General features: G+C 44.3%; 11 protein-coding genes. 8 read left to right on the forward strand and 3 right to left on the reverse strand.

Features of this window, described 5'->3' with window-relative positions; all coding sequences use genetic code 11:
• Positions 1-120 precede the first annotated feature (120 nt).
• The gene (locus NLBNIHML_RS01285; RefSeq protein ID WP_342573009.1) at positions 121-2,940 is read left to right on the forward strand and encodes a DUF8487 domain-containing protein; all 2,820 of its coding nucleotides are present in this window, start codon (positions 121-123) and stop codon (positions 2,938-2,940) included.
• Positions 2,941-3,046: 106 nt separating this feature from the next.
• Here the strand turns inward: NLBNIHML_RS01285 and NLBNIHML_RS01290 are convergent, their stop codons facing one another.
• Together NLBNIHML_RS01290 and NLBNIHML_RS01295 are read right to left on the reverse strand one after the other, a co-directional pair.
• Positions 3,047-4,420 carry a sugar phosphate nucleotidyltransferase gene (locus tag NLBNIHML_RS01290; protein ID WP_342573011.1) on the reverse strand — a complete coding sequence of 458 codons (1,374 nt, stop codon included), beginning with the start codon at positions 4,418-4,420 and terminating at the stop codon, positions 3,047-3,049.
• Between the two features lie 17 nt (positions 4,421-4,437).
• Positions 4,438-5,247 carry a DUF6492 family protein gene (locus NLBNIHML_RS01295; RefSeq protein WP_342573013.1) on the reverse strand — a complete coding sequence of 270 codons (810 nt, stop codon included), beginning with the start codon at positions 5,245-5,247 and terminating at the stop codon, positions 4,438-4,440.
• 203 nt (positions 5,248-5,450) lie between these two features.
• Here NLBNIHML_RS01295 and NLBNIHML_RS01300 point away from each other — a divergent pair, with 203 nt between their 5' ends.
• From NLBNIHML_RS01300 to NLBNIHML_RS01320, 5 genes are all read left to right on the forward strand, one after another.
• Positions 5,451-6,215 (forward strand): YheC/YheD family protein, encoded by a 765-nt coding sequence (locus tag NLBNIHML_RS01300; protein ID WP_342573015.1) that lies wholly within the window; start codon positions 5,451-5,453, stop codon positions 6,213-6,215.
• Between the two features lie 198 nt (positions 6,216-6,413).
• Complete coding sequence (locus NLBNIHML_RS01305) at positions 6,414-7,154, forward strand: LytR/AlgR family response regulator transcription factor (protein WP_339242535.1); 741 nt, start codon at positions 6,414-6,416, stop codon at positions 7,152-7,154.
• Complete coding sequence (locus NLBNIHML_RS01310; RefSeq protein ID WP_342573018.1) at positions 7,155-8,456, forward strand: ATP-binding protein; 1,302 nt, start codon at positions 7,155-7,157, stop codon at positions 8,454-8,456.
• Between the two features lie 111 nt (positions 8,457-8,567).
• Complete coding sequence (locus NLBNIHML_RS01315; RefSeq protein WP_494353566.1) at positions 8,568-10,619, forward strand: serine hydrolase domain-containing protein; 2,052 nt, start codon at positions 8,568-8,570, stop codon at positions 10,617-10,619.
• A 192-nt stretch (positions 10,620-10,811) separates the two neighbouring features.
• Positions 10,812-12,218 carry an outer membrane protein assembly factor BamB family protein gene (locus NLBNIHML_RS01320; protein ID WP_494353567.1) on the forward strand — a complete coding sequence of 469 codons (1,407 nt, stop codon included), beginning with the start codon at positions 10,812-10,814 and terminating at the stop codon, positions 12,216-12,218.
• A 71-nt stretch (positions 12,219-12,289) separates the two neighbouring features.
• Here the strand turns inward: NLBNIHML_RS01320 and NLBNIHML_RS01325 are convergent, their stop codons facing one another.
• Positions 12,290-12,964 carry a class I SAM-dependent methyltransferase gene (locus tag NLBNIHML_RS01325; protein WP_494353568.1) on the reverse strand — a complete coding sequence of 225 codons (675 nt, stop codon included), beginning with the start codon at positions 12,962-12,964 and terminating at the stop codon, positions 12,290-12,292.
• Positions 12,965-13,207: 243 nt separating this feature from the next.
• On the opposite strand from NLBNIHML_RS01325, the gene NLBNIHML_RS01330 reads away from it, so the two are divergent.
• Together NLBNIHML_RS01330 and murB are read left to right on the forward strand one after the other, a co-directional pair.
• Positions 13,208-14,188, forward strand: a complete 981-nt coding sequence (locus NLBNIHML_RS01330; RefSeq protein WP_494353569.1) for an SDR family NAD(P)-dependent oxidoreductase — start codon at positions 13,208-13,210, stop codon at positions 14,186-14,188.
• Between the two features lie 264 nt (positions 14,189-14,452).
• The gene (murB, locus tag NLBNIHML_RS01335; RefSeq protein WP_339242548.1) at positions 14,453-15,343 is read left to right on the forward strand and encodes a UDP-N-acetylmuramate dehydrogenase; all 891 of its coding nucleotides are present in this window, start codon (positions 14,453-14,455) and stop codon (positions 15,341-15,343) included.
• Positions 15,344-15,471: the final 128 nt, after the last annotated feature.

A 15,471-nucleotide genomic window follows, 5' to 3' on the forward strand; every position in this document is an offset into this window, starting at 1 on the left:
TAAGACCTATGCGAGGAGGGGTATCAAGTTTATAATACAGGTATGATTTACCGAAAACGGTTTCTATGACTTGGAAGCGATTACTTCTATTAAACAGATGAATTCAGAGGAGACAAAATTATGATAGCTGCATTAAATCTGGAAGGTGTCTGGAAACTTCAGCTCGATGAGCATAAAGTGGAGAATGGTCTGAATTTCTCAGACGTTATTACTTTACCTAATACAACTTCTCATGCGGGCAAAGGCAAGAAAAATGAACAGGTGTTAATCGGTGCGCTGACGGATGAGTATTTGTTTGAAGGATATGCCTGGTTTTCACGTGAGATTGATATTCCCGAACATTTGGCGAATAAACGTTGTTTCTTGCACCTGGAACGAACACGAGTAACCACAGTTTGGATTGATGGGGTAGAATGGGGCACGCAAAACAGTCTAAATACACCTCATCGTTACGAGTTGGAGGCAGGGTTAACGGCTGGGACACATACGATCACGATTCGAGTGGACAATACCAATTATCCAACCAAAGGCGGGCATCTTACATCTGAAGACACGCAGACCAATTGGAACGGGATTACCGGGAAGATGGAATTTCAATTTTTTGAGCGTGTATTTCTGGATAATGTGCAGGTCTACCCTGATCTTGCGAATCGGTCTTTTGAGATTAAAGGAGCACTTGTCGGTGAGCTGAGAGGAGTACATATCGTCATATCCGCTGTTGCTGTCAGTGCAGATCCGGTTCATACGACGAAGGAACAGATTTTCATTCCGGATTCGCAGGAGATTGGGCTGACATATAAGATTGGCGAAGATGCCATGTTATGGAGTGATGATGAGCCTAATCTGTATCAGCTTCACATTCAACTGCAAGACGAGAACGGGGAAATACTGGACTCCACCGAAGTATGGACAGGATTACGGGAATTCCGGGCAGCTGGGGACAAATTCACGATTAATGGTCGCAAAACATTTCTTCGGGGCAAACATGACGGACTGATCTTTCCGCTCACGGGATATGCGCCAACCGATGTGGATGAATGGGTTCGCATTCTCGCGATCTCCAAGTCTTACGGCATTAATCACTACCGTTTCCATACCTGTTGTCCTCCAGAGGCTGCTTTCATTGCGGCTGATCTGCTCGGCATCTATATGGAACCTGAGCTTCCGTTCTGGGGAACCATTACGGACGAATCCTCGGATGCACACAATCAAGCAGAGCAGGATTACTTGATCAGCGAGGGGTTTGCGATGCTGCAAGCTTTTGGTAATCATCCTTCGTTTGTCATGATGTCCTTGGGAAATGAACTTTGGGGCAGCAAGGACAGATTGAATTCAATTCTGAAAGCATACAAAGCATATGATCATCGTCACCTATACACCGAAGGCTCCAACAACTTTCAGTTTGTACCGGACATTCTGGAGGAAAGTGAATTCTTTTGTGGGGTTCGATTCTCGAAAGAGCGTCTGTTCAGAGGTTCGTATGCCATGTGTGATGCGCCGCTAGGACATGTACAGACCGACTTGCCCAACACATTGAAGGATTACGATTCGAACATTGTACCTGAGCAAGGTAGTGATGCTGGCCCTGCTGCTCAAACGGGGGACAAAGAGATTCAGATTCAATATGGCACAGGTTCCAAAACGGTGCAGGCTGAAGCCGGAAGTGATCAACTCATCTCACATGTACCGATCATCTCGCATGAAATTGGACAGTATGCCACGTTTCCGAATTTTGAGGAGATCAGCAAGTATACAGGCTCTCTTAAAGCCAAAAACTTCGAAGTGTTCAGAGAGCGTCTGGAAGCCAAAGGATTGGGACATCTGGCAGAAGCCTACTTCAGGGCCTCTGGCAAGCTTGCAGTCGCCTGTTACAAAGAAGAATTGGAAGCGGCTTTTCGTTCGCAGCAACTAGCAGGTTTCCAACTGCTGGATCTCCAGGATTTCAGTGGTCAGGGAACAGCGCTGGTAGGTGTACTGGACGCATTCATGGATTCCAAAGGCATGATTACACCTGAAGAGTGGAGAACGTTCTGTTCCGATGCGGTGCTGCTCGCGAGATTTCCCAAATATAATTATCGAGCTGGTGAATTATTCGAAGCGCGTATTGAACTAAGTTACTTCCGGAGACAAGTGTTGGATGGACTTCAACTGAAGTGGGAGCTACTAAGCGAGCAGCAACAAGACGGCATCCTTGTAGAAGGGAGAGCTGACCTACCAGCGTTCAATGGAGAACATTATGTGAGTATCACGGATCTTAGCATTCGTATTCCTGAAGTCTCCAATATGACCAAAGTGGAGCTTAGAATGTCCATTCCGGGCACGGATATCCGTAAGTCTTATGACTTGTGGATCTACCCCGGGCAAGTCGAAGTGGGTCTGAGCGGTCTTAACCTCTTTACCGAACTTTCGGAACAAGCGCTGGGTCTGCTTGAAAAGGGGGAGGATATTCTACTATTCCCGAATCCTGATCAGATTCAACACGCGATCCAAGGTTTCTACAGCACCGACTTTTGGTCTTACCCTATGTTCCGATCGATATCGGAGAATATGAAAAGAGAAGTTCCTGTGGGCACAATGGGCTTGTTAATTCAACAGGATCATCCGGTCTTCGAACATTTTGTCACAGAGGAGCACTCAACCTATCCGTGGTGGAGCATCGTTTCTGAATCGTCATCCATCATTCTGGATGAGTTGAATAAGGAGCTGCGGCCAATCGTGCAGACCATTGATAATTTTGAACGAAACCACAAGCTCGGCCTGTTGATGGAGTTTCGGGTCGGGAAGGGTAGAGTGCTGATGGGAGCGCTGAATCTGGAGCGTCTGATGACTACATTGGAGGGCAGACAGTTGTTATACAGCTTCCAGCGCTATGTACTAAGTCCGGCCTACCAGCCAGCTGCCCGCCTGGAAGTCGAGGAACTTCGCAAGTTGTTTAACTAAGATATAGGGAGAAGAAGTGTCAGGTTTCCCTTAATTATGCCAATGAGCCCCTTCCGCGAATGGAAGGGGCTATAAGACACGCAGATTGAATCGGTTCATTCTCCCATTAAACGTTAGATGAACCTGCACTTTTTAGGATTACATTCCAATCTTCTTCTTCAAAAAGTATGTTGTCTTTCTCCTCTGTTACTCCGATCCGGACCTCAAGGATCACCATCCTGGTTTCAGCCAGAATAGAAAAGAGACTCTCCTTGGTAATCGCGAACTGATTGCCCATGCTCACTTGCATGACCTTTCTGTTGACAAGCACTTGCCCACTGCCTGCAAGCACGGTCCATGCTCTCCACCCAGTTCTATGCCAGTTCAACCCGATATGTTTGCCCGGTAGAACCGTTATGTTTAATGTGGTTACTGTTGCACTCTCATCTTCTAACGAACTTTCAATGACACGATAACTGCCCCAGGTTGCTTCGCCATACATCGGTTTTAGTGGCAAGCTACCCAATTGCGCTTTAATTTCATTTGAATTATTTTTGTTGGCAATGAGAATGCCATCCGGACTTGCGGCAGCGATAATACCTGGCACACCAATGACTTGGATGGGGTAGGGAAGCTCGTTAATAATATAGGAATCGGAGGAAGAACCCGAGATTCCACCGTGTCCGATTACATGGGTATCTAACTGGGCGCACAGCGTATCCCAGCTTCCGATATCCTGCCACACTCCCTTATAAGGCAGGACTACGGCCCGCTGTGCCTTTTCTGCAACATGCTTGTCAAAACTGCGTTCAGGCAACGCTTCATACAGGGACGACAATTGATCATAATGAACCGGAAGCCCCATTTTTTTAATATGGGATATCATAAACGCGACGGTGAATGCGTACACACCGCAGTTCCATAGTGCCCCACGTTGTAGCAGAGTTTCAGCAATGGTGGTTTCGGGTTTTTCTATAAATTGTGTTATGGGCGCATAAGCATTACGTTCTTCCCCACCCGGCAGGATGTATCCATACTGTTCTGAAGCATGTGTAGGCCTTGTCCCAATTAAAGCGATATCGGCTTGAGAATGTTTCAATATATCCGGCAGTAATTGGAAGTTGCTGAAAAAATCTTCACCTGCGAACACATCAGCTGGAGCGATACAGATTACATCGTCATCTTTGGCCATTCGGAAGGATTGCAGATATAACGTCGCTAAGGCAGCCGCAGTAAAAGTGCCTCTTTTATAAGGTTCCCCAATGACTGGTATTTTGCCTTGAGTATGTCGTGCCGTAATATTAGCCTGATCCTGATGTGAAATAATGAGTGTTGAATCTGTTAGGGATGAACTGCCAAGCTGACGGCATACTCTGCTGATCATGGATTCCCTACCTCCAGCGTGTGATGGAAGTATATCTATGAACAGCTTGGAGCGAAGCTCATTGGATAAAGGCCAGAGCCTTTTGCCAGAGCCGCCGCACAGCAATACGATATGCATGGGCTTCCTCCTTACGCTCAGGGAGCTTTACTATAGATTTTCCGTTTATGAAAGGAAAGAGAACGGTATTTAAGAGCCAGATTACGGATTTGTTGCTCTTTTAACGAAGAAGCGTTCACATTCAGACTTTTATTCATGGAACTTCTAAGGGCCATGCTGCCAGGGTTTTTCGTATACATAAAATTGGCATACGTTTCATACTCGGAGAAACCAAACTGCTTTTTCTTATTGATATTGGAGATGATCGCTTTGTACCATGGCAGCTTATGAACATCTTCAATTTTCTGTTTTAAGGCAGCGAGTTTCGATTTGTCGAACAGCATATAATGGGTGACAAAAGAGCGGGGACGCGGAGCTTTCATGCCTAACAACTTGCGGTAGGTATTGAAATATTCCGGCTGGCTCCAGTCACGGCAGTAAAAGACGGTTTTGCCTTCTACAAGAAATGTATGAGGCTTAATCAGTACGGTATCCGCATCCATGACTAAAAAGTGCTTTGCCTTCACAATGGAATCTCCGTTCATTTTGAGCAGCTGCTGATATAACCAGCCTGACCGATTCCATCGGGAGGACTGGTAGTGTATCTCGTCTTTGGTTAGAGGCAGGACGGATCGCTCATTAACAAAAATGCAGTTTTTAAGGGAACAAAGTTTTCTGATTTTGGAGCTGACCGGAGAAACAATATATATGCTTCCGATGGGATGCTTCACGTAACGGCGAATGTTATCAATGACGTGGGGAAGAGTAGCCAGATCTTTCTCGATCGCTGGTATAAGAACATCAATCTTGGGCGCAGCATTTAACTGCATTCCACGCTGAACGGACATCTTCTCAACTCCTTGCACATATCGTTATGACTTCTTCCATGGTATGTGTGCAAAAGTGGTTTGGTCAGGGCATGTGCTAATATACATTTTTTACGAATAGGGGCTCTTGTAGAGGGTTCCTATATCGGTATGACATATAATGCATGCAGGATCTTGATCAAACAGCAGGCTTTGATGCGGCTGCTGAAGGAAGAATGTACGACATGGGAGTTGATAAATTGCAGCCATTAAGAAGCAAGTGGTTAAAAACAAAATTGATTATTAATAATGAATCTATTAAACCGTTTATCCCAGACACACAGAAATATAACAAAACGAATCTGAAATCCATGATCAGCAAGTATGGAATGGTCTATGTTAAACCTGAGAGAGGTACTTTCGGGATGGGTGTCATTAAGGCTGAAATGGAAGATCATCAACATTTTGTCTATCAGCATGATCAAAAACGTCTGACTTTTAACAGCTTTGAATCGTTCTATACCAGTCTGACACGTTTGGTGAATAAAAGAAGCTATCTGATTCAGAGAGGAATCCATCTTCTTAAGCACAATAACAGACGTTTTGACATCCGAGTCATGATACAGCTAAGCCCGACCAAGCAATGGGAAGCTACCGGAATCATCGGCCGACTGGGTCATCCAAAGAAAATCGTAACCAATTATCATAGTGGTGGTACACCGATGGATATTCACAAGCTGCTACAATCACATGCATCCACTAAACGCAGGAATGAACTGGTTAAGGAGATGAATGAGCTTAGCCTGCGCATAGCTCGTCATATGAAAAAAAAGTACCCGTATCTAATGCAAATTGGTGTAGATATCGGCCTTGATCATAGTCTGAAACCCTGGATTATTGAGGTAAATGTCAAACCCGACCCATATATATTCAATCAATTAAAAGACAAGACAATGTATCGCAAGGTAATACGATTTTACCGCCATGCTGTGCCCAAAAAAACAGAATAACCGACCGGACTTTTCATAGAAATGGCTGGAGAAGGTTTCAAGTTCAAGAGTCGCCAATGTGGCGACTTTTTTTGTTGATCTGCGTTTTAGGGTCGGAATAATGCATCTCATCCTAATTCGACACTGAAACCTATGCTAAAATAGTATATTCGAGAGTGAAATTCAGAGTCGATGTTGATGAAAGGCGGATGTCCCTCCATGTTTAATATTGCAATCTGTGATGACGAGCAGCAGCAGCGAGATCGTGTGAAATCAATGCTGGTCTCCTTATCTCTAAAAACCAATTTTGATTTTCAAATTAGCCTATTCACATCTGGAGAACAACTGCTCTCACACTACAGAGAGGTTGGGGATACATTTCATATTCTCATCTTGGATGTGGAGATGGGCGGAATGAACGGAATCCAGACCGCTAAAGAGATCAGGAATATGAAGTTTCTGGATGTACAGATTATGTTCTTGACCAGTTACCCGGAATACATGGTGGAGAGCTTCGATGTCATCACTTTTCAATATCTGATCAAGCCAATACAGCCGCAAGTTTTCGAGGAGAAGATGATTAAGCTGTGTCAATATTTTCAGGCATTGGAGAAAAAGTATGTGCTGATCAAGTCAGACTATGATGAATTGCTGCTGAAATATGATGACATCCTCTGGATGGAGGTCGTCAAAAGCTTAACGATCAAGAACAAGTTGAATGTGGTGACACGAGAAAATGTGCATGAGACCAAAGGTGTTTTATCCAGCTATGCTTCCGGTTTGAAAGACCATGGTTTTTTACAGATTCATCGCTCGATTATCATTAATTTGATGCACGTGCAGAAGTTTTCCGGTACTCAAGTCGTTATGTTAAATGGGACGGAGCTGCCCATAGGCAGATCCAAGATTAAGGAAGTCAAGGATGCCTATACCAAATACATGATTATGAGGGTTCAGTAAATGGACATGTATATGATGTTTTCTATCATCTTCGTGACCTTACTTATGGCTTTCCAGGCAAATTTTTATTTTGACTCTGTGTTGGGGAAGTCCAAGCGGAAGCCGCGTAGAGCAGTCTATTTCTTGGTATTTGTGCTGTTGGATTACTTTTATTTGGCAACTTCCTTCTCGGACCTCGTTTCGACGGGGGTAGCTCTGCTATTAATTTTCAGTCTGGCACAATCCTATGAAGTGGAGTTTAAAATCAAGCTTGTGTTTACCATCCTGTATGGGGTTCTGATTACAATGGCGAATACGATAGCTGTATATATTCTAGGCGTTTTGGAGTCCACTGGAGATTTCATATCATGGGAACAGTTCAATGGTGAAAATCACTGGATTCTCTCCAAGGTAATGCTGCTGGGTTGCAGTATCATGTTCATTGTTATTCAAATTGTGCGTCTAGTCGCCAAACGCAGAGGTTTTGCTGTGCATTATCGTTATTATTTGCTGTTTCTTATTGTGCCCATCATTACGATCTATCAGATCAATGTGGCTTCCATCTATAGTGAAAAAAATTTGTTTTACGTCTTTTCAGTACTGGGCTCTCTTTTTCTCAACGTGTTCATTGTTTATGTATTCGATAATATGGTGGAAAAGGTACAGCTCACACATGAAAATACCCAGTTACAGCGTCAGATGGATTACCAGGATGCCAATTATGAGAAGACCGTTCATAGTTTTAAAAATATTAAAAGCATCATCCATGATATCAATCAGCAATTTCTGTATATAGATGAATGTATCAAACGTAACGAACTGGCGGCGGCAGGTGAACATATCCAGTCTACATTGAATACCATTGAAGGTGCGTATCAGCGGGTGAATTCCGGCAATCTGGTCATTGATGCTCTTGTTACAAATACCCTGGCTATGGGGCAGGCAAACGGAATCAAAATCGACACCAAAATCCAACTCCACTCGCAACATATCCAAATCGATCGTTATGATCTGTGTGTGGTGCTTGGTAACATGCTCGATAACGCAATTGAAGCCTCCAAGAAGGTTAGACAGGCGGAGGATCGATATGTTCTCATTGCCATTCACTCCACATCTTCTGCACTCGTCATTCAGATTATGAATCATGTAGAGAAACCGATCGTTGAGTTGAAAAGTGAAAAGCCAAATCCCGAGTACCATGGCATCGGTCTAACCAATATATCGAGAATATGCGAGAAATATGGCGGACATATGAGTATTGAACATCCGTATCGGAAGTTTAACAACATGGTCGTGCTTCCGTTTCACACCGACAATCCCTGAACATACCGTTCGGGGATTGTTTTTTTCCATTCAGGGTCCAATTGCGTTCGATCTGTCATTTCCCGGATATGATGAATTCATTCATAAGAACATTTGAGGGAGGACATTGGGATGAAAAAGTTAATTAGTCTTTTATGTACAGCCGTGATTGTAATTACACCGATGACAGATGTCAGCGCAAAGGAGAATACCAGTACAACGATTGAGACACGGGCGGAGCAGATCGCCACGGAGATGGTGCAAAACTACGGTGTCACCAGTGTGCAGTATGCGATCAGGGACGAAGGGAAACTCATTTTATCAGATAGTGTTGGATTGCACGACAAGGCATCACAAAAGCCAATAGACAAGGAAAGCATGTACGGCATAGGCTCGGTTAGCAAAATGGTTGTTACGGCAGCCGCCATGAAGTTGGCCGATTCCGGCAAAATAGATCTGGATGAGCCGCTTACTTCGTATATCAAAGACTTTAAGATGGCAGATCCGCGATATACTCAAATCACACCGCGCATGTTGATGAATCATTCATCCGGTCTTTACGGTACACATTATGGAAACAGCATGTTGTTTGACGATAATGACACCCGCAATCATGACGAGCTATTACTCAAACTCCAGTCCGAAAAACTGAAATCCAAGCCGGGAGCCTATTCCGTCTACTGCAATGATGGCTTCCAGTTGCTGGAGCTTATGGTGGAACGGGTGAGTGGGTTATCCTACAGCGAATATATCGACCAGTACATCAGTGAGCCATTGAAGTTGGAATCAACGAAGACGCCAATGGATGACTTTGATAGAAATCAGTTATCCGAAACCTATTGGCCAACACTTGCAATGAAGATGCCGACCGAAAATGCAAACATTATCGGTACAGGCGGAGTGTACTCCACCGCAGAGGAGTTGAGTCAATTCGGAGAGGTTTTGATGGGGAATAGACCGGATATTCTGTCCGAATCTGCTGTGAAGGCCATGCAAGCTCATGAATATCGTAAGGGCATCTGGGTATCAGATGAGCAAAATACGATCAATTATGGCTTGGGGTGGGATGCGGTGGATCTTGCACCGTTCAGCGATTATGGGGTTACCGCACTTGCCAAAGGCGGAGATACCATGATGTATCATGCCGTGTTAATCACGATACCTGAACATGATATTTCAATGGCGGTCTTATCTTCCGGTGGATCTTCCGTTTACAATCAGATGTTTGCCAGCAAAGTGCTACTGGAAGTTCTGGCGGATCAAGGTATTATTGACAAGGTGAAGCCCGATCAGACCTTCTCGTCACCCGATAAAGTGAAGACGCCCACAGAATTAAGCACATACTCCGGTCTCTACGGTACGGTAGGAGAGACGTTGGATATAAAGATCGAGGATGACGAGTTCAAATTGCCTGCATTGCTGGGTGGAATTATTCCAGAGCAGAACTATGTGTACACAGGTGATGAACATTTTACAAGTACAGATGGCAGCGTGAAAGCCAGTTTTGTGAAGGAACGTAATGACAAGGTGTATGTTAAAGTTCAGGCCGTGATAACGTTACCTGGGATAGGCCAAACCGTAATGAACACGTATGATTATCAAAAACTGGATCAACATGCGCTGGACGCAACAACAAAAGAGAAATGGACAGCTCGTGACGGCTCGAAATATTACGCACTGGATGAAAAAATAACATCGATCTTTTATCTGCTTCCATCGATGCTGATCAAAAATCTGTCTGTTGATGCCCAAAATGGTTACGCCAATGGCACGGAAATCTTGGATGCGAATAATGCGAAGAACATCGCCCAGATTCCTGTGATGAACGGAAGAGATGCTTTCGATCTACAATTTTACACGAAAAATGGTGCCGAGATTTTGATCCAGGATGGGCAGGAATACATTGCAGAGGATGCAATTACGCCAATCTTTGGTGGAAAAAAAGGAATTACGACTATCCCGGCTAATGGTCAAGCAAGGTGGTATGCCATCGATTCCCGATCGGCGAACAAATCCATCACGGTGAATTCTCCGAACAGCGGAGGTTACGCAGTGTATGATGATCAAGGAGTAGTGGTTGATTTCTCTGTAGCAACCAATCAGGAATCAACGAAGCTCCCGAAAAGTGGTTTTATCGTTTTTGGTGGCAACGCCGGTGATGTATTCCAGATTGAATTAAAGTAAAGCAGGGACCTCATTACAAAATCACGTTCCCAACGTTGTCACATAACTAATGTCGTATTCAGGAAGTCGCCAACTGGCGGCTTTTTGATTTTTAGAATAATTTAACAATCGAGTAACTTTTCGGACTCAATGCTCGTTATATTTTATGTAGTTATATATTAGGCTAATTTTTCACAGGAGGAATCACTTTCTATGATCAATCGACATAAACGTCACACACTGAAGCATTACAAAAGAAGAGCAGGCAGACCCATCATTGCTGGCCTTACTGCTGGAATGCTGATGGTTCATGGAGTCCTGGGCGTACTGCCATCTCAGGCACATGCTGAAGCATCGGATGTATCCATCCGTAACTGGTATTCGTATCAGCGAATCACTGTACCTGAACTGAAACCTACTTGGACAGCAAATGTAGATAACTATTTGAATATGAATGAGACGTACATCGGAGCAAGTGCCATTGCAGAAGAGGGCAAAGTATTCACGTTTGCTGGATCGAAGTTGGTGGCACTTGATGCGACAACAGGTAAAAGGCTGTGGACTTACGGCAAAGATCTGACACCTTATATCACCTATCAAAGCGGCGTCCTATACGGACTGACCAGTGATCATAAGCCTTATGCATTGAATGCAAAAACAGGCAAAGCAAAATGGCAATCTGTCACATCCACCTGGATTGATACGGTTCAACGTACAGAAGTGTTGGTGCCAACAATGGATACGCTCTACGTGATTAAAGGAAGTACAACGTTTGCACTGGATATCAAGTCAGGCAAATTGCGTTGGTCGGCAGATGAACCATTAGGGGAAGGTCATGGTACTGAGTATCTGGAAGAAGCTAATGGTGTGGTGCTGAGAACTTTTTTTGTTCAAGGAGCACTTACATCCACTCAGCTTAATGCGTACGACAAGAAAACAGGCAAGAAGCTATGGGGTCATTTTGGTCAGGGGGAGGCTCTTCAGATCAAAGACGGTCTTGTATATTCAGCGGATTACTATTCTCCAATGTTGGGAGATGATGACGAATCTTCGCCTGAACGCAAATGGAAAGTTAATGCGTACAACCTGAAGACGGGTGTGTTAAAAGGAAGTCAGGAATACACCTGGAAAATCCCTGGTGATCCACCGTATGAAAATGGGTATGGCGGAATTTTTACGAGTAAAGATAAACTATACATTTTGCAAGGGGATAAAATTGCCGAGTATTCATTGACTTCAACCAAGTCTGAACCCACGCCACTTCGAACTTTTCGTAGCCCTTATGGAGAAAATATGGTGTGGGTTGGCATTACACAGGAACGGTTGATCTTCAGAAACGCCAACACGGGAGAACTCACAGGCATTAAGCTGGCTAATGGTCAGGAGGTACAGTGGCATGGTGATGCCCCCGTTTCTCAGATCGATGTTTACGGTAAAGGAATGTATCGAGCGCAACGTAACGGCACCTTACTTGCACTTAACATGATGACGGGGCAGCCTGCTTTTCGAGTATCCACTGGTGGTGACCTGCACAACACGACGTTGAAGACAAACGGAATGATTATTATCCAGGCTGAAGGCAAACTTCTTGGCGTTAAGGTTCCAGCATCGCTGAAATAATTGTTTCAGAATGAAAATTATAGGGAGAAGACCGGATCATGGCATAGCTTGCGCCTCTAATCCGGTCTTTTTTATTTTTGCGCGTAAAATACCGCAAAGTCCAAGGATTTGTACATGCAATCAACCACAGGAAACCCCGCTTCTTCCAACCACATAAACTGATCCTCCAGCGTGGCATTGATATCCACCTTGCGTCTTTCAATCGAAGCCGAGATGGCTTCCTCAGACAAGCCACTTTGATGAATTGCTTCTAACCAGCGCTGGCGGTAATAGGTGTCCGTATCGGGAGTTCTTCCTTGAACCTGATCTGCGTTGATGAAGCGACCACCTGGTTCTAACAGCTTATGTACAGTTTCAAACACCTTTTTCTTGTCAGCGTGGGTCAGATGGTGAATAGACAGGGAGGAAATAATCATATCGTAGGAACTGGTGAAGTTGTAACTTGAGTAATCTCCAACCAGGTACTCTAATTGTGTAGCATCAGCAAACCTTCGATGTGCCCCTTCGAGCATCTGATCACTAATGTCGATCAGGGTTAATCGTGCGTTGGGGTACTTTTGCAGGACCAATCCGGAGAGAAGCCCCGTTCCTGCACCGAGATCAAGAATACGTGGCGAATCGAGCGAACATTCCATTAGCTTCAGAGCCATTCCATAGAAATCATCAAAACAAGGGATAAGCTGTTTTCGTTGCACATCATAATCTTGGGCTACCTTATCGAACAGCTGCTTTACTGAGAGTTCCATATGCTCATCACTCCTTGAGGTTTTCTCCATAGTTTACAAACTGGAAGGAAACAAGGGAAATACCAATTATGGATAAGTTCATAGGCTGGAACTATGGGTTCCGATTCAAAAGGTCGCCAACCGGCGGCTTTTTTCAAATTAAACGGAGACGTTAAGACGAATGATTCGCTGTATTAGACCTAGAGTGTACTCTAAGGTGTAGACTTGCATTAGATAGAAACTATTTCAAAGGAGACGGATGAGATGACAGAAGAAGATATCTTTAAAACCTTACAACATAAAATTGGCTCAGGGTTCGATCATCGGAGTACAACAGAGGACGTATTAAGTAATATTGATCTGACAGGACAACTTGCTATTGTAACAGGTGGTTATTCAGGATTGGGGCTCGAGACGACACGCGCACTTGTCCAAGCAGGAGCTCACGTCGTTGTGACGGCACGCCGGCCAGCTGTTGCCCAAGAAGCTCTATCCGGACTGTCCGGTGTGGAAATTGACGAACTGGATCTCGCGGATCTCTCAAGTGTTCGTGCCTTTGCCGAGCGGTTTGTGGGGAGTGATCGCAACATCGACATGTTAATTCTTAATGCGGGCATTATGGCTTGTCCGGAGACGCGTGTTGGTCCTGGATGGGAAGCTCAATTTGCAACCAATCACCTAGGCCACTTTGCATTGACTAATCTGTTATGGCCAGCACTTGCAAATCAGGGTGGGGCACGTGTTGTTTCCTTGGCATCAGCGGGACATCATTTCTCACCGATTCGTTGGGATGACATCCAGTTTGAGCATGATTATGAGAAATTCCCTGCCTATGGGCAGTCCAAAACAGCAACCATTTTATTCAGCGTTGAGCTGGACAGACGTGGTGCTGAACAGGGAGTGCGTGCGTTCTCGGTTCATCCAGGTGGAATTATGACGCCGTTGCAGCGTCATATGCCTAAAGATGAGATGATCGCATTGGGCTGGATTGATGAATCTGGACAAGTGGCCAATCCTGCATTCAAAACACTTGAACAGGGGGCGGCAACGCAAGTCTGGGCAGCAACTTCTCCTCAGCTTGAGGGCAAAGGCGGTGTCTACTGCGAGGATTGTGACATCAGTGAAATGGCTCCTGAAGATGGAGGTTTCTATGGGGTGAAAGAATATGCGATAGATCCTGAGCAAGCTCTTCGTCTATGGAAACTGTCCGTAGAGCTGACGGATACGGATATCCCAACCACGTAAAACCTTGATTTACACAATAATTAAATTGAGATTCACACTAAACGCTACTGAAGTTTTCAGTAGCGTTTTTTTATTTTGCTCATACTATTTGAGAAAGTAACATCCCTCATGGTTAGGTGAATATCATATATCAGAACAGAGGGAAGAAAGGATACATTATACGGCTCAGTGAAGTGAAATAAATGTGATGGATTGTAATGTGAGTGCTTTTCCATTTAAAATAGAGGAATCATGTTCTTTTTGAGAACGCAGGGAGAGAAAATCATGAATATTTTTGAGCAACACATACCTTTAGAAAAAGTAAAATTCAATGAACCGCTAAAAAATCACACGTTTATTAAAATTGGTGGTAAAGCAGATATCCTCATCCATCCAACAACGATAGACGAAATCACTAAAATCGTAGAGATTGCCAACATACATCAATTGCCGCTGACGGTTATTGGCAAAGGCTCCAACGTCATCATCAAAGATGGAGGTATCCGTGGTGTAACCATTTCCCTTAGTCATTTTGATCAAATTAAAGTGAGTGGAGACAGTATGATTGCGCAAAGTGGCGTTGATATCATTGATGTATCCAGGCTTGCTTTGGAGCATAGCTTAACCGGTTTGGAATTTGCTTGCGGTATTCCCGGAAGCACGGGGGGCGCACTCTACATGAATGCGGGTGCCTATGGGGGTCAGATCGAAGATGTTGTTGAACGAGCGACTGTGATCACCAAAGACGGTACAGTATTGGAGATCCCTCGAGAAGAGATGAAGTTTGGTTATCGAAATAGTCTCTTCAAGATGGATCACTATATCATACTGGAGGCCGAATTCGGGCTAAAAAAAGGAAACAAGGAAGATATTGCAAGCAAAATGAAGGAATTAACGTTCCTGAGAGAATCCAAGCAGCCGCTTGAGTTCCCCTCTTGTGGAAGTGTATTTAAACGACCCGAAGGACATTTTGCCGGTAAACTGATTCAGGATTGTAACTTGCAAGGCACTCGTATCGGAGGTGCAGAGATCTCCATGAAACATGCGGGTTTTATCGTAAATGTGGATCACGCTACTGCCCAGGATTACATGGATCTGATTCAATTTATTCAGAAGAAAGTATATGATACGTTCCAGGTTGAATTGGAAACCGAAGTGATCTTCCTGGGAGAATAGCTTCGATGAATACTTGAAAGGTCGCCGTTGGCGACCTTTTTTGATTGGACAAATTGGATTGTACAAGAATCCATATACTAATTATGGTAATATTAGAGTGATTGTTTTTAATATTTCATCGTTATTAT

Source organism: Paenibacillus sp. JNU01 (assembly GCF_059130585.1).